Source organism: Dolichospermum sp. UHCC 0260 (assembly GCF_009711985.1).
In the GTDB taxonomy this organism is placed as follows: domain Bacteria; phylum Cyanobacteriota; class Cyanobacteriia; order Cyanobacteriales; family Nostocaceae; genus Dolichospermum; species Dolichospermum lemmermannii.
Window position 1 is genome coordinate 41822 of sequence record NZ_VIKZ01000010.1, and the last position, 24595, is coordinate 66416.

The 24595-nt window shown below is 37.9% G+C and carries 22 protein-coding genes; 9 read left to right on the forward strand and 13 right to left on the reverse strand.

The annotated features are described in order from the left end of the window. Positions 1 to 26: 26 nt before the first annotated feature. The 8 genes from FJR08_RS06310 to FJR08_RS06345 form a co-directional block, all read right to left on the reverse strand. Complete coding sequence (locus FJR08_RS06310) at positions 27 to 1217, reverse strand: DegT/DnrJ/EryC1/StrS aminotransferase family protein (protein ID WP_254435698.1); 1191 nt, start codon at positions 1215 to 1217, stop codon at positions 27 to 29. After that, on the reverse strand, positions 1210 to 2184 hold the full coding sequence (locus FJR08_RS06315; RefSeq protein ID WP_168632572.1) for an SDR family NAD(P)-dependent oxidoreductase: 975 nt from the start codon (positions 2182 to 2184) through the stop codon (positions 1210 to 1212). The genes FJR08_RS06310 and FJR08_RS06315 overlap by 8 nt, the downstream gene beginning before the upstream one ends. A 60-nt stretch (positions 2185 to 2244) precedes the next feature. Continuing rightward, entirely contained in the window at positions 2245 to 3261 is a 1017-nt protein-coding gene (locus FJR08_RS06320) for a GNAT family N-acetyltransferase (protein ID WP_168632573.1), read from the reverse strand. Between the two features lie 236 nt (positions 3262 to 3497). After that, positions 3498 to 4541: a hypothetical protein gene (locus FJR08_RS06325; RefSeq protein ID WP_254435699.1), complete on the reverse strand. Its 1044-nt coding sequence runs from the start codon at positions 4539 to 4541 to the stop codon at positions 3498 to 3500. Further along, entirely contained in the window at positions 4541 to 6121 is a 1581-nt protein-coding gene (locus FJR08_RS06330) for an MBL fold metallo-hydrolase (RefSeq protein WP_168632574.1), read from the reverse strand. The genes FJR08_RS06325 and FJR08_RS06330 overlap by 1 nt, the downstream gene beginning before the upstream one ends. After that, positions 6118 to 7212, reverse strand: a complete 1095-nt coding sequence (locus tag FJR08_RS06335; protein ID WP_168632575.1) for a DegT/DnrJ/EryC1/StrS aminotransferase family protein — start codon at positions 7210 to 7212, stop codon at positions 6118 to 6120. Before FJR08_RS06335 ends, FJR08_RS06330 begins: the two co-directional genes overlap by 4 nt. After that, positions 7209 to 8336: a Gfo/Idh/MocA family protein gene (locus tag FJR08_RS06340; RefSeq protein WP_168632576.1), complete on the reverse strand. Its 1128-nt coding sequence runs from the start codon at positions 8334 to 8336 to the stop codon at positions 7209 to 7211. Before FJR08_RS06340 ends, FJR08_RS06335 begins: the two co-directional genes overlap by 4 nt. A 349-nt stretch (positions 8337 to 8685) precedes the next feature. Further along, positions 8686 to 9201, reverse strand: a complete 516-nt coding sequence (locus FJR08_RS06345; RefSeq protein ID WP_168632577.1) for an acyltransferase — start codon at positions 9199 to 9201, stop codon at positions 8686 to 8688. A 549-nt stretch (positions 9202 to 9750) separates the two neighbouring features. On the opposite strand from FJR08_RS06345, the gene FJR08_RS06350 reads away from it, so the two are divergent. The 3 genes from FJR08_RS06350 (at position 9751) to FJR08_RS06360 (ending at position 14610) form a co-directional block, all read left to right on the forward strand. Further along, positions 9751 to 11946 (forward strand): tyrosine-protein kinase domain-containing protein, encoded by a 2196-nt coding sequence (locus tag FJR08_RS06350; RefSeq protein WP_168632578.1) that lies wholly within the window; start codon positions 9751 to 9753, stop codon positions 11944 to 11946. Positions 11947 to 12242: 296 nt separating this feature from the next. Further along, positions 12243 to 13067 (forward strand): WecB/TagA/CpsF family glycosyltransferase, encoded by an 825-nt coding sequence (locus FJR08_RS06355; RefSeq protein WP_174782860.1) that lies wholly within the window; start codon positions 12243 to 12245, stop codon positions 13065 to 13067. A gap of 670 nt (positions 13068 to 13737) precedes the next feature. Beyond that, on the forward strand, positions 13738 to 14610 hold the full coding sequence (locus FJR08_RS06360; protein ID WP_168632579.1) for a DNA-binding response regulator: 873 nt from the start codon (positions 13738 to 13740) through the stop codon (positions 14608 to 14610). A 62-nt stretch (positions 14611 to 14672) separates the two neighbouring features. Here FJR08_RS06360 and FJR08_RS06365 read toward each other — a convergent pair whose 3' ends face one another. From FJR08_RS06365 to rsmA, 3 genes are read right to left on the reverse strand one after another with little or no spacing between them, the layout of a single operon-like run. Then, a complete protein-coding gene (locus FJR08_RS06365) occupies positions 14673 to 14996 on the reverse strand; it encodes a DUF3082 domain-containing protein (RefSeq protein ID WP_015080977.1) in 324 nt (107 codons plus the stop codon). Positions 14997 to 15002: 6 nt separating this feature from the next. Then, a complete protein-coding gene (ispE, locus tag FJR08_RS06370; protein WP_168632580.1) occupies positions 15003 to 15947 on the reverse strand; it encodes a 4-(cytidine 5'-diphospho)-2-C-methyl-D-erythritol kinase in 945 nt (314 codons plus the stop codon). A gap of 54 nt (positions 15948 to 16001) precedes the next feature. After that, complete coding sequence (rsmA, locus tag FJR08_RS06375) at positions 16002 to 16820, reverse strand: 16S rRNA (adenine(1518)-N(6)/adenine(1519)-N(6))-dimethyltransferase RsmA (RefSeq protein WP_015080975.1); 819 nt, start codon at positions 16818 to 16820, stop codon at positions 16002 to 16004. A 133-nt stretch (positions 16821 to 16953) separates the two neighbouring features. On the opposite strand from rsmA, the gene FJR08_RS06380 reads away from it, so the two are divergent. Then, positions 16954 to 17571, forward strand: a complete 618-nt coding sequence (locus tag FJR08_RS06380) for a CAP family protein (protein WP_168632581.1) — start codon at positions 16954 to 16956, stop codon at positions 17569 to 17571. 56 nt (positions 17572 to 17627) lie between these two features. On the opposite strand, the gene hpnI is transcribed toward FJR08_RS06380, so the two are convergent. Then, positions 17628 to 18824 (reverse strand): bacteriohopanetetrol glucosamine biosynthesis glycosyltransferase HpnI, encoded by a 1197-nt coding sequence (gene hpnI / locus FJR08_RS06385; RefSeq protein WP_371415545.1) that lies wholly within the window; start codon positions 18822 to 18824, stop codon positions 17628 to 17630. Positions 18825 to 18832: 8 nt separating this feature from the next. Between hpnI and FJR08_RS06390 the strand changes: the two genes are divergently transcribed. Both FJR08_RS06390 and FJR08_RS06395 read left to right on the forward strand, forming a co-directional pair. Beyond that, complete coding sequence (locus tag FJR08_RS06390) at positions 18833 to 20461, forward strand: cyclic peptide export ABC transporter (RefSeq protein WP_168632582.1); 1629 nt, start codon at positions 18833 to 18835, stop codon at positions 20459 to 20461. A gap of 105 nt (positions 20462 to 20566) precedes the next feature. After that, positions 20567 to 20950, forward strand: a complete 384-nt coding sequence (locus FJR08_RS06395) for a DUF2237 family protein (RefSeq protein WP_168632583.1) — start codon at positions 20567 to 20569, stop codon at positions 20948 to 20950. A gap of 157 nt (positions 20951 to 21107) precedes the next feature. On the opposite strand, the gene FJR08_RS06400 is transcribed toward FJR08_RS06395, so the two are convergent. Further along, the gene (locus FJR08_RS06400) at positions 21108 to 21419 is read right to left on the reverse strand and encodes a hypothetical protein (RefSeq protein WP_168632584.1); all 312 of its coding nucleotides are present in this window, start codon (positions 21417 to 21419) and stop codon (positions 21108 to 21110) included. 219 nt (positions 21420 to 21638) lie between these two features. Here FJR08_RS06400 and FJR08_RS06405 point away from each other — a divergent pair, with 219 nt between their 5' ends. From FJR08_RS06405 to FJR08_RS06415, 3 genes are read left to right on the forward strand one after another with little or no spacing between them, the layout of a single operon-like run. Beyond that, positions 21639 to 22277, forward strand: coding sequence for a hypothetical protein (locus FJR08_RS06405; RefSeq protein WP_174783002.1), 639 nt, complete (start codon positions 21639 to 21641; stop codon positions 22275 to 22277). Beyond that, the gene (locus tag FJR08_RS06410) at positions 22274 to 23515 is read left to right on the forward strand and encodes a WD40 repeat domain-containing protein (protein WP_168632585.1); all 1242 of its coding nucleotides are present in this window, start codon (positions 22274 to 22276) and stop codon (positions 23513 to 23515) included. Before FJR08_RS06405 ends, FJR08_RS06410 begins: the two co-directional genes overlap by 4 nt. Then, positions 23508 to 24575, forward strand: a complete 1068-nt coding sequence (locus FJR08_RS06415) for an ATP-binding protein (RefSeq protein ID WP_168632586.1) — start codon at positions 23508 to 23510, stop codon at positions 24573 to 24575. Before FJR08_RS06410 ends, FJR08_RS06415 begins: the two co-directional genes overlap by 8 nt. Positions 24576 to 24595: the final 20 nt, after the last annotated feature.

The window sequence follows — 24595 nt, forward strand, 5'->3', positions numbered from 1 at the left end:
ATTTCTGCTTTTCATCAAGATTACAATCAAACCAAACAAACTCTTTTCAAAACCTCAACCACATAATCCTGTTCTTCCTCGCTCATCTGATGAAATAAGGGCAGCAAAATAGCTCGATCTTGTGCCTGTTCGCTTTCTGTTAAGCGATCGCTCCTACAAGACCAAGTTTCATGAACATAAGCTGGTTCTCGGTGGGCGCACATAATCCCCCGTCTTGTACCAATTCCAGCATCTAGCATTGTTTGCATCACTTGCCGTTGGTCAGACTGTGGAGATAAGCGAACGCAGTAACTTTGCCAATTGCTTTTCGCCCAGGTTGCCTCTGTTGGTAATTTCAATCCTGGTATATCTGCCAACTGATGATGATATCGCTGTGCTAAATAACGACGGCGTTCTAGAATTTCCGGTAGGCGTTTGAGTTGTTCCCGTCCGACTGCTGCCTGAATATCAGTCATGCGGTAGTTGTAACCCAACATGGGATAAGACTCGAAAATCACCTGTTTAGCCCCGTGACGCACAGTGTCAGGGACACTCATGCCATGTTGTCGCCAGAGGCGAAATTGTTGATCCCATTCGGGATTATTAGTGGTAATCATCCCCCCGTCACCTGTGGTAATTACTTTACGAGGGTGAAAGGAAAAGCAAGCAATATCTCCGTGGGGTTTACCGATTTTCTCCCACTGTCCATCCCAAAAAATCTCACTACCAATGGCACAAGCTGCATCTTCAATCACTGGTAAATTGTAACGCTGGGCGATCGCTAAAATAGCTTTGAGGTCGCAAGGCATTCCCATCTGATGAACAATGACAATAGCGCGAGTGCATTCATTAATTACATCTTCAATTAAAACCGGATTGATGTTGTATGTCTGCGGTTCAATATCCACAAAAACTGGAATCGCGCCACAGTAGCGAATGCTGTTAGCAGTGGCAATATAAGAGTGACTGACAGTAATCACCTCATCCTCTGGTTGTACACCTACTGCTAACAGTGCTAGGTGCAATGCTGTGGTGCAATTAGAAACAGCACAGGCATATTTTGCTCCTACATAAGCCGAAAATTCCTGTTCAAATCCGGCAACTTCTGGTCCTTGAGTCACCCAGCCGGACATGATAGCGCGTCTGGCTGCTTCTGCTTCTGGTTCACCAATCCAAGGTTTAGCAATGGGGATATTCTGCATCTTCATGGCTTGCGCTACGCTATCGCTATTAGACATGGCTCGTTTCCTTTGTCAGCTTTTGCTTGCACCACCAACTAACTAGACGAGATAACCCTTCTTCTAGAGATACCTGTGCCTCAAAATTCAATAACTGCTTGGCTTTGCTCACATCTGCTAGTCGGCGTTGCACAGGGTTAACTTTCCGTTCTGGTCTATATTCCGGCTTTAGATCAGATCCCATTACTTTTAACAAGGTATAAGCTAGATCATTTAAGCTGGTTTCCAAACTACTAGCAATATTGAATACCTCATCTGTGACATCTGCTTTAGCAGCCAAGATGTTAGCTCTAGCGATGTCTTCGATATAAACAAAATCCATTGTTTGCTCACCATTACCAAAAATTAGTGGTGGCTGTCCAGCAACAATTCGCTCCATCCAGCGAATTAATACCTCAGTATAAACACCGTAAATATCCATGCGGGGTCCATAAACATTGAAGTAGCGTAATCCTATATAATTCAGTCCATACATTTCATAGAAACTACGGAATAAACCCTCATTAAAGGTTTTCGCTGCACCGTAGATGGTGCGGTTATTGTAGGGATGATGAGATTCAGTTGTGGGAAAATTCTCTGCCATGCCATATATTGACGCTGAAGAGGCTGCGACTACCTTGTTCACGCCGGCTGTAACTGCTGCCTCTAAAACATTGAAAGTACCATCTGCGAGAACTTCTAATGCTAGACGGGGTTCTTCTACACATTGAGTAATCCGAATCGCAGCTTGGTGAAAGACTATATCTACACCTTGCATGATATCAGCCAGGAGTTGGCGATCGCGAATATCTCCATTAACAATCACTAAATGTCCATTGGCTTGTGTCCAAGCTAAGTTATCACGACATCCCCGTGTAAAGTTATCGAGGACAATAATTTCTGCTACTCCCTCTTTCACCAGTAAATCGGCAATATGAGAACCAACTAAACCAGCGCCACCTGTGATTAAAATTCGTTTATTTTGCATCTTTTTTACTTTCTTCTGGTATGTATTTAAAGAGGTTGTTGGTTCCTAAAAGAACAAGTCTCATCTGACACCTTCTTGATAATTGTTGCGATGCCAGACGTAGCGTCTACGTAAAAATTTTCGTCCGCCGTAAGTTTCCTTAAAATTAATCAGGGTTTTATGGGCTTCAAGTCCAAAGGAGGATGACCCTAAATCCACCCATGGGATAGATTTACTTAAAGACCAGCAGTAAAGTTCGGCAAAAAGGAAATTCATTGCCCGTGTTTTGCGCCCTTCATCATTACTGGCTTGATAAAAAGCATTAATAACCTTTTTTCCGGTCTGAAAGGACAGAATACCTGCAACCACTTCCTCGCCTACAGTTGCTAAAAAAAGATGAAGTGCATTTGGAAAAAACTCGTGCAAATGCATAAGCTCTTCGAGAGAGTGGGTGGGAATAACTCCATGCTTTTTCCTATTTTCAAGTAAAACGGGATAAAAGCGTTTGATATCATTGATTTCTTGGGTGTAGATTATATTGATTAGATTCTGTCTCACCTGTTTTAAGCATCGCCAGGCATCACCTCGAAATAGCTGTCTTGGAAACTCTGGGTGTTCAATTATCGGAACTATTAAACAGAGATCAGGTGTATCTAACTTAAAACCTAGTTGGTTAAGCTTAAATTCAACTCCTTCACAAAAATCGGGAATACTATAGGGAATAGGAGCGAGAACTACCTCAGCCCGCTGGATGTTGTGACTTTGAAGATCGTTCCACCACTTTTCAAGGCAGGTATCTATTCTGGAAAAGCTTAAGTCCCCATGAACGAGTCCACCAAATGATGAAGCAAATGGGCTTTTGTATGTACAACCGGAATCTTCTATGACAAGTGCGCCTGGAAGATACCCGATCAGGCGAGAACCTTCCCGAAATAAATAGTGTCTCCAGTTGGCATGAGGGAATTTATCATCAGCATGATAAGACAGGAACTTCGGATGATGAAATAACGTTTCATTTGATGCCGAAGAAAATAGAGTATCAATTTCGTTGTAACAAATCCGATTTGAATTTAATATCTCTAATGAAATTTCAGACATTGATTTTTTCCGTGAGGTAATACGAGCATTCCATTACAAATATTTTGAAAGCCAGATAAGTAGGTTAGCATTGAAAATCGTCGTTATGGCAAGGCAAGAGGCAAAAGGCAAGAGTGAAGAGGGTTTGGGCGATTTTACTTTTCTTTACACAGATTGGTTTTATTGTGTTCACCTACTTAGGCACGTTCAGAGATAATTGATTCGGGCGATATTTCTGAATTAAAGTTGTTACTTTTCTACCAAGAAATGATTTGATCAATAAATTCAGAATTTACCAATTCTTGAGAGAGATCATCTTGAATTGATGTTTTCTTTTGACTAGAATGCCAGAGCAGTTCCCCAACTTTTAATCCTCCTGTCTGTAACTTTATAATCGGTTCTGGTCCTATTGCTGATGGTAGAATGGCCATATGTCCTTTCTCTGGAGCATTTGGTGGCCAAACAGGTATTTCGTGAGTAAGAAAAGCCGATCTTTCAATATCACCCCAAAATTGAACAACTACTACTCCCTGCCAGTGATCTGCAATTAGAGCCGCATCAACAGCAGATAAGACTGGTTCTGATTGAGGCTGCATAACAACTAAAATAGCATCGTATACTTTACCTTGATCTGCCAGTGATATATTGTTTAAGGTATCAACGTTAGAACCAGCATTTACTAAACCATTCTCAATAAAACCGGCGAAATGGTTATCACACAATAATAAAACCTTACTTTTATAAACAGAAATACCAGCATCAAGCAATAGCTTAGTTGCCATTATTCCTAGAAATGAAAACACGTCTACAGCCGGATGACGCTCATTAATTCCTGCTACTTTAATCCCTTTATGGCGACAGGCTTTGATATCAACATCCTTAGTTCTAAATTCCCATGCTTCATACATTAATGAGATCACAGCTATTGGCTGCATCCAGGCAATCATCTCTGCATCAATAGGACGAACATGGCCGCTATTGGTGATAATGTCGGCTTGAGCTACAATATGGGGTGATTTATTGGTGATAAATTCGATTTTCTCGCTTACGCCCCCGATTTTCGCAAGTTGTTCTGTCTGAGCTTTCACTTCTTCTATAGTGCCATAGCGGCTATTCTGGGTGATAGCTAGGACTTTTTTCGCTCCTGCCATTGCGGCTATTACGGGGGTGACAACGTAAGCTCCCGTTGCTGCTTCTGTCAGTACAGTCAGATTGTCAAGTTGCAGTTGACAACGCTGAATTGACTGTTGGATGAGGGTAATGAGACGATGGGGATGGAAACCAGGGCGGGTATCGTTCATTAATTTTTCACTCCCTGAAGTATGTTCTCAAGAGTTTCGGTAGAGTCATAAACTTTCAGAGGTATGTTACCACCGCTGACACACTTACCTTGTGAACGCAGATCAAATGCCCAATGATGTCGAGGACAAATTAGCTTGCTATCCTGGATTTTGGCATGAACAAGATCTGCTCCTGCATGGGGACAATAGCGTTGAATTTGGTATTTTTGACCCTCATCTCGAACTAGAATTTTTTCATTTTCTGCTGCTTTCATGACATTTTCAATTTGAGCAATTAGCTTGGGTTCATTACCATAACGTAGTACAGCAAACAAAGGCCAGTTGTAGATATCTGGTTTACGTTTAGCTGTAAACCTCATGCTTAAAAATAAATCCTCCCATTGCTTCTCACCCTTTACCAGCAGATTAGCGATCGCAACTGCAATAGTAAACTCATAATTAGGGGTCTCTGTTGAAGATTGCCTAACTACAAAATGCTGATCACGGCTGTCAACATACACACAGCCTCCATTCATGCCAGTCATAGTGAACTTGACTAGAGCATTGACTTTCTTGGTCAGATAATCACTTTCAGAGAACAGCTGCTGAATATACTTTGCAAATTCTTGAACAAAGTTATGACTAGGCTGGGGTAAACTACTTAAATATGATTGGATGAGCGCCGTTCTTTCCTGCTTATATTTATCCAATAGCAAGGCTTTTTGAGAAAAATCTAAATCTGTGGATTGATGGCTTATTTGAAGTTCTTGCTCAGAGTATAATACCACATCATCCCCTGGTAAAAGCAGGTGTAAATTGCCATTTAACTTTTCAGAAAGTTCTGGATATACATCCCACTGATCGTGGAAAATGCCATTTTCTTGAAAGTTGAGGTGAAATAGTTCATCTTCTAAAAAACAAGCCGGACCAGCACAATGAAAAATCTGTTTGGCAGAGATTCTATTAGCAAAATCAACAAAACTATTGATTATGTTTTGCTTGACCTTTGCTGCTACCTGTTGCTGTTTTTTGGTTTCATAGGCATAGGTAGCTGGATACCACATTGCCCCTGAAAATTGAGCAAAGAGGATATCAATACCGTAATCTCTATATTTAGGAATATCCTCATCTGGGATATGACAATCATTTTTGTGCAAGATATTTGTATTGCCTACTTTAATTAGTAATGCCGAATCTATCTTGTATAATGACTGGTCTTTAACAACAACAACGTTGAAGCCATCGGCTAGATTATACTCTTCCCAATCTTTGAGAAAGCAAATTCGTGGAAATCCTAAATCAGCAATTTCTTGAGCAAAGCTATCTGATAAAAAATCAGCAATTATCACTGTTACTTTGTGCTTGGGAAAATCCTTCAGAAAATCTTTGTCGAAGTGGTCATCATGATCATGACTAATATATAGATAATCTGCATTATATAAGGACTGCCATTCAATAAAATCATTAGGTGGAAACTGATGCCAACTATGCAGAAAAGCTCCGCTTTCACTTACCCAAGGATCACACAGTAAAGTGACACCGGAAGCTTTGAGAAGAATACCAGCGTGACCAAGGAATTTTAAGGAAAAAGTTTCAGTCATCTTGAGTTAATTACCCCCATTACCACTTGAGTTTGTAACTCCGTTGTCAGTTCTGCATACATAGGCAGTGAAAGCACTTCCTTCGCTGCCAGTTCCGATTGCGGAAAATCACCTGCTTGATATCCTAAATCTGCGTAAGCTGGTTGCAAATGCACCGGAATCGGGTAGTGAATTCCTGTTTGAATTTGCTGCTCATTTAACCGTTGTTGTAGTAAATCCCTTTCAGGTAAGCGCACGGCATAAATATGGTAAACGTGATGGCTGTATGGCATAACAGTAGGAGTGATCACGTCTGCCTTTGCTAGTAGTTTGTCATACTGGGCGGCGATCGCTCTCCTAGCGTCTGTCCAATCCTCTAAGTGACGTAATTTAACCCGCAAGATTGCTCCTTGCAAGCCATCCATGCGATAGTTATAACCCTTGAGAACATGATGATACTTGCGTTCTTGTCCCCAGTCACGCAGCGTTTGCATAGTGAGGGCGTATTTGGGGTTATTGGTGACTACCATGCCGCCCTCACCATACGCTCCCAAGTTCTTTCCTGGATAAAAGCTAAAACAACCTAAATCGCCAATACTACCAACTCGTTGCCCCTTATACTCAGCCCTGTGTGCCTGGGCGGCATCCTCAATCACAGTTAGACCATAACGACGAGCAATATCTAAAATTGGGTCCATGTCTGCTGGTTGACCATACAAATGCACTGGCAAAATTGCCTTCGTGCGTTCGGTGATGGCTGCTTCAATTTTGGTGACATCTATGGTCAAGGAAACAGGGTCAATATCTACAAAAACCGCCTTAGCTCCGGTATAGTCAATGGCGGCTACGGTAGCCACAAAGGTGAAAGGTGTGGTAATTACTTCATCACCAGGACTAATACCCGCTGCCAGTAGGGCTAAGTGTAAAGCACTAGTACCTGTGTTTACAGCAATGCCATAATCGGCACTACAGTAATTAGCAAACTCCCGTTCTAATGCAGCTACCTCATTCCCTAAGATAAATTGTGTACTCTCCAGGACTTGAGAGATAGCGGTATTAATTTCGTCTTTAATACTCAAATACTGTGATTTCAAGTCTATAAATGGAATCATCCTGCTACCTCGGCTAAGTTCAGTTCAATTAATCGTCCCTGCTGCTCGATAGATTGGGTAGCAGCTTCGAGAATTCTCACTACCCGTAATCCTGCTTCTCCATCTGTGATGGGACGATTACCTTGGCGAATACAATCAATAAAATGTAATGCCTCTGTTTGCAATGCTTCCGTCATATCCAACTTAGGAGACCACATATCACCGGTGCGATAGCCGACGAGCATTTGGTAAACGTTCTCAGGACTGCCATTCAGAGTAATTCCTTTGTCGTACACCTTAATTTTTTCACTGGGTTCTAAATCGTCATAACAAACCATCTTGTGACTACCACCCAGTATTGTCCGCCGTACTTTTACTGGTGCGAGCCAATTGACATGAATATGTGCAATTAAGTTATTCTCAAAAAATAAGGTTAAGTAGGCAATGTTTTCTGGTTCACTAGAAATGTGACTCATCCCTGTAGCAGATACAGCATAAGGCTTTGATGGCAACACATAATCCATGATTGAGAGGTCATGGACTGCCAAATCCCAGATCACATTGACATCATGCTGGAATAATCCCAAATTAACGCGGACAGAATCATAATAATAGATATCACCTATAGCCTTTGTTGCTACCAGTTCCTGCATTTTTCGCACTGCACCTGTGTACACAAAGGTGTGATCTACCATTAGCACTAAATTACGCTTTTGAGCCTCATCTATTAGTCTGATTGCCTGTTGGGAGGAAACAGTCATTGGTTTTTCGACTAATACGTGTTTCCCGGCTTGCAAAGCTGCTAGAGCTAAGTCGTAATGAGTAGAAACTGGTGTAGCAATGGCGATCGCATCAATTGCTGAATCGGCAAATATATCTTGGCTATTTGTGGTTAGTTTGATGGCTGGATATCGAGATTGCACCTTTGCCAATCTATCTACTTGAAAATCACTAACTGCAATGACTTCTGCCCCTGGTAAATCTGCAAAGCTGCGGACTAAATTTGGACCCCAGTAACCATAACCGATAACACCAATTTTGATGGTATTAATTGCCTGGGTTTGCTTATTAATAGAGATGTTTACACTATCTGAATAAATTTTTTTCTCAAAAGTCTGAGGGGAATGAGCATGAGTATTTGTCATGGAATTGCCAGTATATAAGTAGTGAATTTTAGAAAACTTGATTTGTAGAGAACAATGGAGATGACAGAATAGTTGACCAACAATTTCTAAAGATTACTAAAAGCAATTTTTTCAACAATACCTTCGCCAGTTTTAATGACTAAAGTAATGACCCTTAAAACGTGATTTTTTCGATAATTTATCTTTGGAGAAACCAGAAAGTTAAATGAGATTTTCCAGATGCGATATGTTGTAAAGTAACATTGTTGTATGGCTTATTGTAGACAAATTGGCAAAACTTATATAGGTGATCAATTTGGTCAAGATATTGCTGAAAAAACCGGTTTTAATATCTTAAAAACCTGAAATATTACCTAATTGAGCTTAACAAGCTACTATTGACAGATTCACCCATAATAGGAATACTACCTATGACCCTAGCAGGGACTCCAACCACAGTTGCATAATCAGGAACATCACGAGTGACTACTGCTCCAGCACCAATTATGGCATTTTTGCCAATTGTGATTCCTGGGAGAATTGTAGCATTGCTACCAATAGAAGCACGTCTCTTCACCAATGTCTTAATTACAGACCAATCGGCTTCAGTTTTTAGGCTACTGTCTTCATTAGTTGCACGAGGGTAAATATCATTGGTAAACATGACTCCGTGACCAATAAACACTTCATCTTCAATGATCACGCCTTCACAAATAAAACTGTGTGATGAAACTTTGCATTTAGCTCCAACTATGGCATTTTTCTGGATTTCAACAAAGCTGCCAATTTTGGTTTCATCACCAACTTCACAACCATAAAGGTTGACAAGATGAGGATGAAAAATCTGAACACCTTCACCTATTCTCACGTTATCATGTATAGCCATTTTTGTCTACCTTTATATCATTAAAATTCACATTCTTAGAATTCAGTAGATACATCTTATAATTCAAGTTCTCATTTTTGTGGCAACTTTATTCTCATAGAGTGATGTATCTGAATTGAAAAACTCAGGATTAAAAAAGATTAAACGATACTTAACTTTAAAAGTCAATATCTAATTTCCAGTTTTACATTAACTTTACACAATCTTTGCAGTTTTTGACTCAAACCATGATGATTACGGTTGAATTATAAATATTTCAAAAAGATATAACTTATTTATTGACCAAGTGATAAATAATGTATTTGCCAAATTGAAAGCTTCAAGATATTTGCCAAATTGTCCACTTTAACCCATGAAACAGTGTTACCTTACACTTAATTAACTGTTTAAGTTGTTGAAGTCAAATCATGTCCAAATATTCTGATTATTTTATCAATACCTGCGCCATTTTTTTGTGGGTTAGGTGTTGCTTTGCTCAATCCATAAATTAAGGCTTTTTTGAATTTGGCAAAGATATTGAATTAAATTAGAAATTATCTAAGGTTTGAGATGATAAAAAAACGCTATTCTCAGCAAAATTTAGCTCAAATAAATGAACAGCAACGTCAATCTAAGCCTTTGATTTACACAGATCCATCTGAAGAAGGTAATGAAGGTGGATTGAACTTAGGTGAAGTATTAGCAGTTATTCGTCGCAGAATACCGATAATTATAATTGGCACAACTACCATTGCGGCTGCGGCAATAGGATTGGCTTTGACTAGCACTCCCACCTATGTCGGTAAATTTGAACTTCTAACTGAGCCGATAACTGCTGAAGATAAAGTCGCACGAGACGATAGATCAAAAATAGATGAGACTGCTAATAAAATTGATGAAACTAAGTTGAAGATTTTACAAAGTCCTAAATTGATGTCTCCTCTCACTGAAAAAGTGCAAAAGTATTACCCAGGTAGCGGCGCACCTCAACTTAATATCAAACTCCTACCCAATACTCAAATTTTAGAAGTTAGTTATCAAGATACCGACCCTAAAAAAGTTTTGTTTGTATTAAATCAAGCATCTGAATCATACTTAAAATATAGTTTAGATGAACGCCAAACAGAAACCAGATTAGCAATTAATTTTGTGCAAAAGCAATTGCCGCAACTATTACGGAATGTGGAAACTCTCCAATTAAAACTACAAAACTTCCGTCAAAAATATGGTATTATTAATGCTGAAATTCAAGGACAGCAACTGGCTAATCAATTTGATCAAATTGTCCAAAACCGGGTAGATAATGAAATACAATTGGCTAGAACTCAAGCACTTCATAATAGTCTCCAAGAACAGTTGCAATTAAAAAGTCATGAAGCAGAGGCTATTTCAGCCTTGAGTGAGTCTCCTGATTATCAGAAGCTATTGAGCCAACTTCAAGATATAGAAGCTACAATCGCCATAAAATCATCTCAATATACAGAAAATAGCCCAAATATTCAAACCCTGCTCATTCAAAAACAAAATTTATTGGATTTAATTATTAGGGAAAAATTGCAGATTTTGGGAATGAAATTTGCCAATACAACTATGAATTCTTTGTATTCAGCCCCACCAAATTCGGCTCGTTTGCGAGAAATTCAAAAATTCCTCGATGCAACTAAGCAAATTCAATTATTAAAAACCCAAATCCAATTTCTTAGTCAAATTGAAAGTTCTTTACAAGAGCAGGTTAGACAGTTTCCGGCTATTATTCGTGAAAAAGATGATTTAGAACGACAATTAAAAATTGCTGTTGATAACCTCAATCACTTTTTAACTGAACGGGAAAGATTACGTATAGATTCAGCCCAAAAGCAGGTACCTTGGCAGATACTTACTCCTCCTAGTCAGCCGGATAATCTTGCACCGAGTACCATCCGAAATTTAATTTTAGGAATAGCTTTGGGGTCATTATTAAGTACGGGATTTGCCTTATTTATAGACAAGATTAATAACGTTTTTTATAATATCGAAGAGGTTAAAAATAAAACTAAACTACCAATATTAGGGAACATTCCTCATATTAAGTTTACTAAAAGTGGTCAGCCTTTTCAAAACCATAATACCTCCCACTTTTGGGAATCTTTTCGCTCTGTTTACACAAATATTTCTCTGCTCAATGGTGATAATAATATCCGCTCTCTAGCAATTATTTCAGGTGATGCTGGAGATGGCAAATCAACAATTGCTTTGTACTTAGCTCAGACAGCAGCAGCTATGGGTAAACGGGTGTTACTGGTGGATGCAAATCTGCGTAATCCTAGTATTCATAAAATGTTGGACTTACCGAATAAACAAGGATTAAGCAACATTATTACTGAAGGTTTGAATTTTGAAAATGTTATCCATAAAAACATTAGCGGTATCAGAGAAAAAAATTATGACCCTAAGAAAAGAACTGTAAAAAATACAGGAAAATTATCTTTAGAGCATAATTTGTCTATCTTAACTACTGGTCAAATCACCACAAATCCGACAATTTTACTTTCATCACCTCAGATCCAAGATTTGACAGAACAATTTAAGCAAAATTTTGACTTAATTATCTATGATACATCACATCTATTAGGTTTTGCAGATACTAGTATTCTGATGAAGCATACAGATGTAAGTATTTTAGCCATAAAAATAGGTGAAACAAAATGTTCTATTTTAACCAAAGTATTAGAACAATTAAATTTCTCTTTTACTCCTATTTTGGGAGCAATTACTATTGATTCATAAGGTTGAAGAAGGAGTCAGGAGTCAGTAGCCAGGAGTCAGAATCAATCAGTCGAGGATTCAAACCTGCGACTGATTAAAGACCACCAAATCGTAGATTTGGTGGGGGGTCTTAAACCCAGTTATTCATCCGCCACTCGCACAGAATTCATTCTGAATTCTGACTCCTGACTCCTGAATTCTGTTCGATAAAATGCGAAATTACTATTACTAGAAAATAACTCGCATAATTGTCTACTAGCCTTGATTTTTTAAACATTCTGTGCAGATTTTTGTGAACACAAGAATATCAAAAATATATGCTAACCGTAAACAAACAAAGTCAAATTCAAGATGTCAGTCCATATCTCAACCTGGAAACTCCAACAATTGATATAATTGGCTCTCCTGTGACTGCGTTACCTTTTGAGGTACAAATAAACATCATTTTAGAATGGGCTATGAGCAAAGTCAGCAAAGTTATTTGCGTAGCTAATACTCATATGCTAGTAGAATCTTATTGGCATTCTGAATTTTCCTCTGTTTTAAAGAATGCAGATATTGTTACTCCCGATGGTATGCCGCTAGTATGGATGCTAAAACTAATGGGTGCAGGTACTCAAAACCGCGTTGCTGGTTTGGACATTCTGTTATCTTTATGCAAATTAGCCCCACTCAGAGACATTCCTCTTTTTTTCCTAGGTGCTGATACAGTAACTCTAGAGAAGATGCGAAAGAACTTAATGGATCTTTTTCCGAACCTGAAAATTGCTGGTATGGAGCCTTTACCATTTCGTCCACTCACATCTACAGAGGATGAAGCTATGATCAAAAGAATTCATGATAGTGGTGCAGCGATAGTTTTATTGGCTTTAGGATGTCCAAAACAAGAGTTGTGGATGAATCAACATAAAGATAAAATTCAGGCTGTAATGATTGGTTTAGGGGGAGCATTTCCTGTTTTTGCTCAGAGTCAGAAAAGAGCGCCCTATTGGGTTCGTCATTTGGGTGGGGAGTGGTTATATCGTCTGACTCAAGAACCATCCAGACTATTTAAAAGATATATGACAACTATCCCAGCTTTTATCTGGTTAGCTTGCAAGCAAATCTTGAATTTGACTCTACTTCAATACTTAAGGTTATAACAACAGCTTGGTCGTGCAGAAAACTCCTGAAACACCTATAAATAAAGGATTATTACCGAAACTCTTGTAGTGCGGGCATCTTGCCCGCTATATATCATCTTGCCCGCTATATATCCCACATAACACCGGAAAGTGCTGTATTTACTGCATTCATTTCTCTTCCCTAGGGAGGATGCTAAATGATTAGTAGCCAATTTGAGACAAAAATATATTCCTGGGGGCAGATGACTTTGTATATTCTTTCGTAGTTGAATGCAAAAGAGACTAAATTTGGTAAAATCAGGTAAATAACTCACAATTTACCTATTTATCAAATCTCGCAACCTCCAAATATACACAAATATTAATTGACAATAGCGCAATTTTATGTTTCTACGTTCAGATTTTAGGGTAGCTCAATTAAAAAGCAATATAAACAACAATTATTTGTTTTATGCAACTAAGTTGAAAGTATTTAATTTTTATTGATAAAATTAAAATTATTCAATATTAAATGCGAATCTGCCAAGATTAATTACTAATTGAGATAATAGCAATTATCAAGATTGTATTAACTCTTCGCTATAATTTTATCTTTCCTATTGCTCAGTTTATATCTAAAATTTGTCCGTGAATCGGTACAGATTTTAGTAATGGCTAAAAACACCAAAATCTAGTGATTGGAATAATTATGTCCGTAACAAAAAAAATTATCGTCATTGACAATGAAGTTGTGAATCGCAATTTTGTTTTAGATTATCTTCAGGCTAAGGGCTATCATGGGATAGGTGCAGAAAATGGTACTATTGGACTGCAATTAATCAAAGAATATTTACCTGATTTGGTGATTTGTGAGATGGTAATGCCAGACATGGATGGTTATACTGTATTAAGGAATCTACGGGAGGATAGATTAACGGCAATTATTCCTTTTATTTTTCTAACTGCTATTAATACAAAGGCATCTTTGCGAAAAGCAATGGAATTTGGAGCAGATGATTATTTAACTAAACCTGCAACAACTGATGAGTTATTGCGAGCAATCGCAATTAGATTACAAAAACAGGATCTTTTTAGATCTTGGTATGCTACTAATTTTCCTCAAGTCACATTAGCAGAATTACCGAATACACCAGTAAATTCTCAGTCAATTTTTCCGAATATTCCCCATCTGAAAAAGGTTTTTGATTATATTGAAGCTAATTATCAAGAAGGAATTACTTTATCAGATGTTGCTGAAGCTGTTGGTTATTCTTCTGCATATTTAACTAATCAAGTTGCTAAACAAACAGGAGATCCCATAAATGTTTGGATTATCAAAAGACGAATGGTAGCAGCCCTACCTTTACTGAAAAATACTAATCAAACAATTGAGGAAATTTCTACAAATCTTGGCTATCAAAGTGCTTGTCATTTCTCCCGACAGTTTCGCCAATATAATCATACATCTCCCACAGATTGGCGCAAAAAAAATCAGTTAAATTCAGGTTTGAAAAATAATAACTTGCAATTTATCAAAAATCGCTCACAATTAGTTAAACCTGTAGCTGTCGGGAGGAATTAAGTGAGGAGTTAGAGAAGAAAGCAGGAAGAAGAAAATAACTTCCTATTCTCTATTAGCTGAAACTAACTACTTTTAGGATTGCTTAATTTTTGGATAAAAAGTTGTACTGATAAGGCTAATAAGCCTAATGCAACTAATCCAAATATGCCCGCACCCAAGGCTACTATACCTACTACTAGGGTACGGACAGCGGCAGCGATATTGATGACGGTTTGGTTATCAGAATGGTTGGGTTTATTGGCAAAAGTAGTAGCGATCGCTATCATGAGAGAATAGGTAATAAAGGCAAATCCACCCGAAATTGTAGCTCCAGTTATACAGCGTAATGGAGTTGCTTGTACTTGAGTAGAACTATCTGCTGATGACGTTTCTTTTGGTTGATTCATAATAAATTAGGCGATTTTAATTCCATGTTTAATTGTCCGCGTTACAAACAATTCTAAATCCTCATTAGCAATAGCTGCACGTATTCGCTGCTTGACTATTTCTGCTTGAGTTTGAGATTCAACAATGGCAAAGACTGAAGGTCCAGAACCTGACATCATTGTCCCTAAAACCCCTGGCTGACTGGCGAATAATTCCCGCAGTTGCAATACTTGGGGATAAGCTGGTAAGACAACCTTCTCCAAATCATTATGTAGTTCTTGGACAATTTTTTCGGTATTTTTATTCAAGATAGCTTTTACCATGCCTTCTGAATGAAAAGCACTAGCACGAGCCGCTAAACCTTCTGAATCTTGAATATAATTAATCCCAAATTGTTCTCGATAGGTTTTATATGCCCAAGGTGTGGAAACTTCTAAACTGCGATATTTGGCTAATACGATATGTAAATTATCCAAACTTTGTAAAGGAGCGAGTTTTTCACCTCTACTCGTAGCAATTGCCGTTCCTCCAGCAATACAAAATGGCACATCTGAACCGAGATTTGCGCCTAATTCTTCTAGTTCTGATTGAGTTAATCCCAAGTTCCAAAGTAAATCTATTCCTACTAACACCGCTGCGGCATTGGTAGAACCTCCCGCTAAACCAGCAGCAACAGGAATATGCTTTTTAATGGTAATATCAACACCCCCAAAATTACTAAAAGCATTGGGAAATTCCTTGGCCATTAATTCCGCAGCTTTATAAACTAGGTTAGTTTTATCTGTGGGTACTTGGGGATGATCACAGTAGACGCGGATATTATTTGTACTGGCAGGGTGAATATCAATTTGATCAGATAAATCTATACTTTGGAGAATCATTGCTAATTCATGATAGCCGTCGGGACGACTACCAATAATTTCCAAATACAAATTGATTTTGGCAGGTGTAATTAAACTGTAAGAACGCATAACGGTTATAAAAGCAGGGAACAGGGAATAGGGAATAGGGAACAGTAAAGACAACTATTCAGCATTTCCTATCATATTTACCAGTGATACCCATTGGGCAACTCCGAGGTCTTCAGCGCGGACTTGGGGATTTATTTCTAATTGTTCCAGTAATTGCGTCAATTGATCACGGTCAATTACCGATTGTAAATTATTTCTTAACATTTTTCGCTTTGACCCAAATCCCAATTTAATTAGAGTTTCCAGCTTCTTGGGGTCATGGGCTGGAATTTCTATTTGTTTAGGAAGTAACCGCACCACAGCCGAATCTACCTTTGGTGGTGGCACAAATGCCGCAGCGGGAACTGTACAAATTAACTCACAATCTGCTAAATATTGTACCCGCACCGATAACGCCCCAAAAGTTCTCGAACCGGGTTTAGCATATAATCTTTCCGCTACTTCTTTTTGTACCAATAAAACGATAGAATCAAAAGGTTCTGGATTGGGATGAGAAATAGTCCCCAGTAACTTTTCAATAATTGGCCCAGTAATATTATAGGGAATATTAGCAACAACTTTATTTTGCTTTTGGAAATTAGGAAATGCTGTTAATTGGGATAGTAAATCAAGAGTCAGAAAATCGCCTTGCAGAAGTAAGAAATTTTCTTTTTCCCCCAATTGTTTAGCTAGTAATTTGCACAAATCCCGGTCAATTTCCACTGCCAGTAAAGATTTTACTAGCGGTAATAAACGCCGAGTGAGAATTCCTGTACCGGGGCCAATTTCTAAAACTTTATCAGTTTCCTGACAATTAGCCGCTTGGACAATTGAGTTGAGAGCTTTATCACTTTTTAACCAATGTTGAGCAAACTGTTTACGGGGTTGAATCATTTTGTTAAAAAATATTGCTTTAAAAAACTATCATATTGTTAGGCGTTTTATGTGTTTTATTTTGTTGACATAAACTTCTTGCCGATAACCTAACTTGTCAAAAATTCATTCTAGTCACAGGACAAATAAAAACATGAATAAATTCTTTTCAACTCTCACTCTAACAACAGGTACAGCTTTAACTCTCATATTAATGGGAATAGCTCCCTCTCAATTTGCCAGTATAATTCCCATGAGTAGCGAACCAGTTTTAGCACAAACATCTATTGATCTAACGACTTTGCGTAGCACTTCTTTATCTAAACATAACAGTTATCGAGCTACTCACCGTAGTCCTAACATGACTATTAGTAGTTCTGCTAACAACACTGCTCAAGCCTGGGCGCAATACTTAGCAACCAATGGATTGTTTCAACACAGCGCAACCAATCAACGGAACAATGCTGGAGAAAACTTGTATGTCTCCTATACTACTGGTCCTTCAATAGCCGCAAATACTCTAGCTGATACAACAGTTAAGTCATGGTACGATGAAGTCAAATTATATAACTATAATAGTCCAGGGTTTTCCTCGGCTACTGGGCATTTTACCCAGGTTGTGTGGAAAAGTAGTACCCAATTAGGTTGTGGTGCAGCACAAGGCACTAAAACCATGAACGGTACTAAATACAAAGCTTTCTATGTCGTCTGCCATTATGCACCCGCTGGTAACGTCCAAGGGCAGTTTCCCGCTAATGTGTTAAAACCGTAGTCAAAAAGTTAGCAGGGGTACAGGGGAGAAATTTCCGTCTTTCTTGTTCCTTCCTCCTACTGAACTTCTGACTTCTCTTTTTCTATCATTCCCAATTTACCATTTTTAACTAATTTAAACTTTGTCCCTCGCCATTCAATAGTATTACCAAAAAAGCCACAACACCAAATTATAAATCTCACTATATCAGCAACAGGAATTAACCAAAAATACTTTTTAGTAACTGCATCATTAAGAACTTTTACCCCTATTACCCAAGCCATAATTAATCGCATGAGTAAAGTTATGGATACAACCAACAAAGAGAGAATAGAACCACCACTAGTTATTAATAATAGTAAACTAGAAACTGTGCCAAAAGTAAATATTAATCCCGCGTAACCCCCAGGACGAGAAACACGAATACAACGCGCCCAACGAATTTGGCGATTGATAGAATCTAATAAATTACTATGTCCTAATCCGTGTTCTACAATATAGTTAGACAAAACTACTTTATCCCCGGCTTGAGTTGGTAAATAACCGAGTTGATAGTCGTCTGCTAAATAATCAGCTACAGCCGCAAAACCGCCAATTTTTTTTAATGTAGTTTTACGAATAACAATAGTTGAACCTAAAGCAAATTTTATCCCTTCTAATTGATTACTAACTAAAATACCGGGTTGAAAATCTGTGGCTGTACAAATAGCTTCTAAAATAGTAGCTATTCCTTGGGCTGTGGAACGATATAAACAGGTAACAACACCAACTTTTTCATCTTTTAGCGGTTGAATAACTGTTTGCAAATAGTCTGAACCAACGAGAATATCACTATCAGCAATTACTAAAATATCATGTTTGGCAGCGGTGACAGCATTAGCTAAGTTACTAATTTTCAAATTTGCACCCAGAATATGATCTTTCACCACCAAACTAATGTCTATTTCTGGGAATTGTTGAATTAGTTTCTCAACTACTTCTATACTAGGGTCTGTAGAACTGCGGACACTAAAAATAATTTGATATTGGGGATAATTTTGTTGACAAAATGAAGCTAAGTTGGTGTAAGTCCCCTTATCAACACCACACAGCGGTTTAAGGATGGTGACAGGGGGATGAAATTCTGGGTTTATGGGAGAAGAGTCACGCAAAAAAGCTATCGCTGTATAAACCCCATAGGTGTAAAATAAAACGGCTGATAAACAAAAAATTAACATCAGGAATAGGAAATCAGGGAGTAAAACAACTGACAACTGACAACTGACAACTGACAATTGACATAATGAATCTAATTTACTTTCTTTTGCGTTCTTCTTGGACAATGGTAGCAATAGCCATTATTACAGGTTTCTTGAGTGGTGGTAGTAGCGCGGGATTAATTGCCCTCATTAGTAGTGCTGCGAGTGAAAGCAATGCTGCACCTCTGACAACTATAGCCTGGGGTTTCGTCGGTTTAGTTACCGTGGCCTTAATTACCGGCGTAATGTCCCAAATCATGTTAATTCGCTTATCTCAAAATGCGGTTTTGCAATTAAGAATGCGGTTAAGTCGGCAAATATTAGCCTCGGAATTAAGTCATTTAGAACAATTAGGAAATCCCCGCTTATTAGCAACTTTAACAGAAGATGTCCAAGCTGTAGCTAATGCTGTCTATGTCATTCCCTTTTTATGTATTGATATGTCCATGGCTTTGGGGTGTTTACTATATATAACTTGGCTATCTTGGTTAGTATTTATCATGGTTGTGGTTTTAATGATTGCTGCTATTGCTAGTTGTAAATGGTTATTAGATAGAGGAGAAAAATTATTAGCTTTAGCCCGTGAAGATCAAGATGCCTTGTTTAATAACTTTAGCACTATTACAGCCGGAATCAAAGAACTCAAACTCCACTATCAACGCCGACAATTTTTCCTCAGCAATCGTCTAGAAGCCACAGCCAGCAGATTTAGAAATCATAATGTCCAAGGTTTAACTTTGTTTGCCACAACTACCAGTTGGGGTAAATTAATATTTTTCTTTGCCATTGGTTTTGTCCTCTTTATTTTACCGCATTTATTCGCCATTGATGCCGAAACTTTATCAGGTTATATTCTCACATTTACTTATTTAATGTTGCCCATGGATAATATTTCTAATAATTTACCATTAATTAGTAAAGCCAGTGTTGCTTTACAAAAAATCGAATCTTTAGGTTTATCTTTAGCCAGTCGTGCAGAAGTTGCCACTGCACCACCTCATGCTCTCACAAATTGGCACAGTTTACAACTTCAAAATATTACTCACACTTATTACACAGATAAAGAAGATAGTAGTTTTATTCTTGGTCCAATTAATCTTACCCTTTATCCCCAAGAATTAGTTTTTATTGTGGGTGGCAATGGTAGCGGTAAATCATCTTTAGCCAAATTAATTACAGGGTTATACATTCCTGAAAATGGCGAAATTATTTTAGATGAAAATTTGATTACAGAAAATAACCGTGAATGGTATCGTCAACATTTCTCTGTAGTTTTTTCTGATTTTTATTTATTTGAAGAACTACTAGGATTAGAAAATAATAACTTAGATATTCAAGCCCAAAAATATTTACAAAAATTGCAACTTGATCATAAAGTCAAAATCGAAAATGGGCAACTTTCCACCACATCTCTTTCTCAAGGACAACGAAAACGCCTCGCATTACTCACAGCATATTTAGAAAATCGGCAAATTTATCTATTTGATGAATGGGCTGCTGATCAAGATCCCTTATTCAAAGATATATTCTATACTCAATTACTGCCAGAATTAAAAACACAGGGAAAAACAATTTTAGTAATTAGTCATGATGATCATTATTTTCATTTAGCCGATAGAATTATTAAATTAAACTATGGTAAAATTGAATTTGATAAACTTCCACAAACTTAAAAAATCAAGACCTACGCAAAATATCTCTCAAACCCTCTTTCTCTGCGTCCTCTGCGCCTCTGCGGTTCGTTTTCCCTAATAAATAATAATTGTGAGGAATTAATCATGACAGAAGCTAAAAACGTACTGGGTACAAAATTAGAACTTTGCTGCACTTCTCCCATGACTGGCTTTTACCGCGACGGATTTTGTAGCACCGGTGGACAGGATACGGGAATGCACGTCGTTTGCGCTCAAGTCACAGAGGAATTTTTGCAATATACTAAATCCAAAGGCAATGATTTGAGTACACCTGCACCTCATTTTAGTTTTCCCGGTTTAAAACCCGGTGATTGTTGGTGTTTATGCGCTGCAAGATGGCAAGAAGCCCTAGAAGATGGTGTAGCACCTCCAGTCGTTTTAGAAGCTACTCATGCTAGGGCGTTAGAAGTTTGTAATCTAGCAGATTTGCAAAAACATCGGGTAATTCGTAATCAGGAAAATGGTTAATTAATAATTATTAGTAAAACCGATAACCCAACTGGGAATTAATTCCCAGTCTAATAGCAAAAGTCATCTAAAGATGACTAAAGAATAGAAAATTGTAAAATTGGGTAGGGGTTTAGCATTGCTAAACCCTTACATCTATGATCTCAAACTAATACCCTTATTTACCGCCCTTTACGATTTCATAGTTTTCTAACAGTTCCTTTAATTGATTCTTACTATCATTGGCAGATTTAAAACCAACCACACTAGAAATTATACCCATACCGATGTTAAGATGGCTTTGTTCAATTCTGCCAGTGTAAAATAAAGCAACACTACCAAAAGTAAAAACTGCTGATACTGTACCGATGGCAATTTTAACTTTATATCCTAACTGAATTTGCCAAATGTACGCATTGAAAGCTTGCTTTTGTTGTTCTGGGGTGAGTTTTGGGTTTTGAGGTTTAGTTTTATTAAACAGGTTCAACATAACTGTTATCTCCTTTAATTAACTTGGTAATTTGTTTAACTATTGATATCTTATAGAGGGTTTTAAAAATGGAAAAGATGAAAAAAGGGTTGTCTTCTGGAAAATATTGCCCTAAATTTTAGGGAATGTAGGGAAATAAAAATACCCCAAATTCCCTAGACAACAATAATCCATATTTGCTATAGTCTAAAAAAGTTAATCTACTACTAATATATATTTATGACTCAATCAGGAAAAGTACAAAGTAGTCAGTCAGGTAAAGATAAACTCAAAGCAGAATATAGAAGAGCAGGTTTTACTATTCAAGGTTTAGCAACAGAAGCAAAGACCAATGAAGATATAATTAAATATTTAATAGGACAAAAGACTCAAAAAGTAACAGCAGTTGATAGATACGTTATAGAAAATGTTGTGAATGCTATAAATCAAGGACTTGAAAACAACAGTATAGTTGAAAGACTAACACCATCAGATATAGTTGATGATTGGTTTCCACGACTAATACCAACAGAATTTCAAACCGTAATTGATGATAAAACAAACCTATTTTGCGGTCGAAAATTTGTATTTAATGCTATCAGCAAATTTATCAAAGATCACAAAAGTGGATATTTTACCATCCTTGGTGATGCGGGAATGGGTAAAAGTGCCATTGCAGCCAAATATATAGTAGATCATCCTGGGACAATTTGCTTTTTTAATATTCGCGCTGAAGGTAGAAATCGTCCCGATGTATTTCTGAAATTAAGTTTCCGAGATTTTTTACAACGTCAGGATATTGTTCAAGCTGCGGGGGTGAGTTTACCAGAAATTGGTGCGGAAGTTGCTAATAATATGGGTGAGGGATTAATACTATGAATAACTTTCGCAGTTGGTTTGATGAAAAGTCAGAGGAAGCACAAGAACAGTTTTTAGGTGAATATCCCCGGTTATTATTAGAGGGTAACAAATATCCAGAACTGTTTAAATTATTATCGAACTACTGCTTTATCGAAGCGAAAATTAATCATCCGTCATTTGGAGTACAATCACTGATTGAAGATTATGATTTACTTGAAGATGAAGCAAAAACCCTTGTAGAGACGTTCCATGGAACGTCTCTACATTCAAACAGGAACACCACAATATCATCATTAAAAAAAATTCAAGGTGCTTTGCGACTCTCTGCACATATTATCAATCAATATAGTCAACAACTACCAGCACAACTGACAGGGAGATTACTACATTTTCACACACCAGAAATTAATAACCTCCTACAACAAATATCCACAGATCAAAGTTTACGTTGTTTAACCCCTAGTCTCACTCCTCCCGGTAGTCCCTTGATTCGTACCCTCTCAGGTCATAGTTCCCGGGTAAATGCGATCGCACTCACACCCGATGGCAAAACCGTGATTTCTGGTTCACGGGACAACACTATCAAAATCTGGGATTTGGACACAGGAACAGAAAAGTTCACCCTTCAAGGTCATCGTAACTCGGTAAGAGCGATCTCAGTTACACCCGATGGCAAAACCGTGATTTCTGGTTCTGATGACAACACTATCAAAATCTGGGATGTGGTCACAGAAACAGAAAAGTTCACCCTTCTAGGTCATAGTAGCTGGGTAAGTGCGATCTCAGTTACACCCGATGGAAAAACCGTGATTTCTGGTTCTGATGACAACACTATCAAAATCTGGGATGTGGTCACAGAAACAGAAAAGTTCACCCTTCTAGGTCATAGTAGCTGGGTAAGTGCGATCGCACTCACACCCGATGGCAAAACCGTGATTTCTGGTTCACGGGACAACACTATCAAAATCTGGGATTTGGACGCAGAAACAGAAAAGTTCACCCTTCTAGGTCATCGTGACTCGGTAAATGCGATTGCACTGACACCCGATGGAAAAACCGTGATTTCTGGTTCATCTGACAAAACCATCAAAATCTGGGATTTAGCAACCAGAAAGGAAATAGCAACTTTCACCGGAGAAAGTCCTATATTAATATTATGCTGTGCAGTTGCTCCCGATGGGGTGACAATCGTTGCAGGGGAAGAATCAGGAACTTTACATTTTCTGCGTTTGCAAGGAAAGGTGACAGATGAATAGTTTATCTTTCTCTGCTTCAGCAAAGAGTGAAAATTTTGTAGGTCGTGATTTTATCTTCACTGCTATTAATAAATTTCTCCACCGTTACCCCAAGGGTTATTTCACCATTGTCGGTGTACCCGGTAGCGGTAAAAGTGCCATTCTTGCCCAATTTGTGCGCCAAAATCCCCATACTATTTATTACAATGCCCAAATTGCCGGTAAAAATCGAGTTGAGGCATTTTTTCCAGAGGTTTGTACACAGTTAAATTTATTGTTAGAGAATTTATCTAGCACCCCTCCCCAACCCTCCCCGCAAACAATGACAGAGACAGGATTTATCAATGCACATGAGGGAAGTTGGTTATTTTCTACTTTATTGCAACAAGTCAGCGAGAATTTACCAGATCAGAAAATAATTATTGTGATTGATGGTTTGGATGGAATTGATATAAATAGTCAAGCTGTAGGCACGAATTTATTTTATCTACCGCGATATTTACCGGATCAAATTTATTTTATTTTCGCTCGTCGTCCCTATCAAAAATCCCATTCTGGCTTGTTAATTGAAGCACCTTCACAGGTTTTAGATTTAGCAGATTATCCGGTGGAAAATCGGCAGGATATTCAAGCATATATTCGGAAGAAACGAACCGCAGAGACGCAGAGTTCGCAGAGAAATATAATTGAATTAATTAATGAAAATGAAGATAATTTTATGTATGTGCAGGAAGTTTTAAAAGCTATGGCTGATGGTTTTTATTCTGTCAATAATTTTGAGCAAATTCCCCCAGATTTAGAAACCTATTATCAACAACATTGGCAAAAGATGCAAGGTGATGGTTTATCTGATGTTGCGATGGATATTTTGCGGGTTTTAACTGCTGAAGAAACTCAACCAATGTCAACGGTAGCTATTAGTCAAATTATCAAGGCTGATGTTTTTGATGTGGCGGAAATTATGGAAACTTGGTTAGAATTTCTGCAAGAAATACGGGAGGGTAAAGAAACTAAATATCAATTATATCATCACAGTTTCCGGTTATATCTTCATGATTACAGCACTTTGCGTAACATTTAAATACAATAATTAAAGGAATA

What these genes read in the sequence shown, in the direction of transcription:
- FJR08_RS06335 (WP_168632575.1), bottom strand. Translation starts at nt 7,212, where the DNA reads ATGATTCCATTTATAGACTTGAAATCACAGTATTTGAGTATTAAAGAC.
- ispE (WP_168632580.1), bottom strand. Translation starts at nt 15,947, where the DNA reads ATGCGTTCTTACAGTTTAATTACACCTGCCAAAATCAATTTGTATTTG.
- FJR08_RS06380 (WP_168632581.1), top strand. Translation starts at nt 16,954, where the DNA reads ATGAATAAATTCTTTTCAACTCTCACTCTAACAACAGGTACAGCTTTA.
- FJR08_RS06410 (WP_168632585.1), top strand. Translation starts at nt 22,274, where the DNA reads ATGAATAACTTTCGCAGTTGGTTTGATGAAAAGTCAGAGGAAGCACAA.
- rsmA (WP_015080975.1), bottom strand. Translation starts at nt 16,820, where the DNA reads ATGATTCAACCCCGTAAACAGTTTGCTCAACATTGGTTAAAAAGTGAT.
- FJR08_RS06415 (WP_168632586.1), top strand. Translation starts at nt 23,508, where the DNA reads ATGAATAGTTTATCTTTCTCTGCTTCAGCAAAGAGTGAAAATTTTGTA.
- FJR08_RS06315 (WP_168632572.1), bottom strand. Translation starts at nt 2,184, where the DNA reads ATGCAAAATAAACGAATTTTAATCACAGGTGGCGCTGGTTTAGTTGGT.
- FJR08_RS06345 (WP_168632577.1), bottom strand. Translation starts at nt 9,201, where the DNA reads ATGGCTATACATGATAACGTGAGAATAGGTGAAGGTGTTCAGATTTTT.
- FJR08_RS06320 (WP_168632573.1), bottom strand. Translation starts at nt 3,261, where the DNA reads ATGTCTGAAATTTCATTAGAGATATTAAATTCAAATCGGATTTGTTAC.
- FJR08_RS06365 (WP_015080977.1), bottom strand. Translation starts at nt 14,996, where the DNA reads ATGAATCAACCAAAAGAAACGTCATCAGCAGATAGTTCTACTCAAGTA.
- FJR08_RS06395 (WP_168632583.1), top strand. Translation starts at nt 20,567, where the DNA reads ATGACAGAAGCTAAAAACGTACTGGGTACAAAATTAGAACTTTGCTGC.
- FJR08_RS06310 (WP_254435698.1), bottom strand. Translation starts at nt 1,217, where the DNA reads ATGTCTAATAGCGATAGCGTAGCGCAAGCCATGAAGATGCAGAATATC.
- FJR08_RS06400 (WP_168632584.1), bottom strand. Translation starts at nt 21,419, where the DNA reads ATGTTGAACCTGTTTAATAAAACTAAACCTCAAAACCCAAAACTCACC.
- FJR08_RS06350 (WP_168632578.1), top strand. Translation starts at nt 9,751, where the DNA reads ATGATAAAAAAACGCTATTCTCAGCAAAATTTAGCTCAAATAAATGAA.
- FJR08_RS06330 (WP_168632574.1), bottom strand. Translation starts at nt 6,121, where the DNA reads ATGACTGAAACTTTTTCCTTAAAATTCCTTGGTCACGCTGGTATTCTT.
- FJR08_RS06325 (WP_254435699.1), bottom strand. Translation starts at nt 4,541, where the DNA reads ATGAACGATACCCGCCCTGGTTTCCATCCCCATCGTCTCATTACCCTC.
- FJR08_RS06390 (WP_168632582.1), top strand. Translation starts at nt 18,833, where the DNA reads ATGAATCTAATTTACTTTCTTTTGCGTTCTTCTTGGACAATGGTAGCA.
- FJR08_RS06355 (WP_174782860.1), top strand. Translation starts at nt 12,243, where the DNA reads ATGCTAACCGTAAACAAACAAAGTCAAATTCAAGATGTCAGTCCATAT.
- FJR08_RS06405 (WP_174783002.1), top strand. Translation starts at nt 21,639, where the DNA reads ATGACTCAATCAGGAAAAGTACAAAGTAGTCAGTCAGGTAAAGATAAA.
- FJR08_RS06360 (WP_168632579.1), top strand. Translation starts at nt 13,738, where the DNA reads ATGTCCGTAACAAAAAAAATTATCGTCATTGACAATGAAGTTGTGAAT.
- FJR08_RS06340 (WP_168632576.1), bottom strand. Translation starts at nt 8,336, where the DNA reads ATGACAAATACTCATGCTCATTCCCCTCAGACTTTTGAGAAAAAAATT.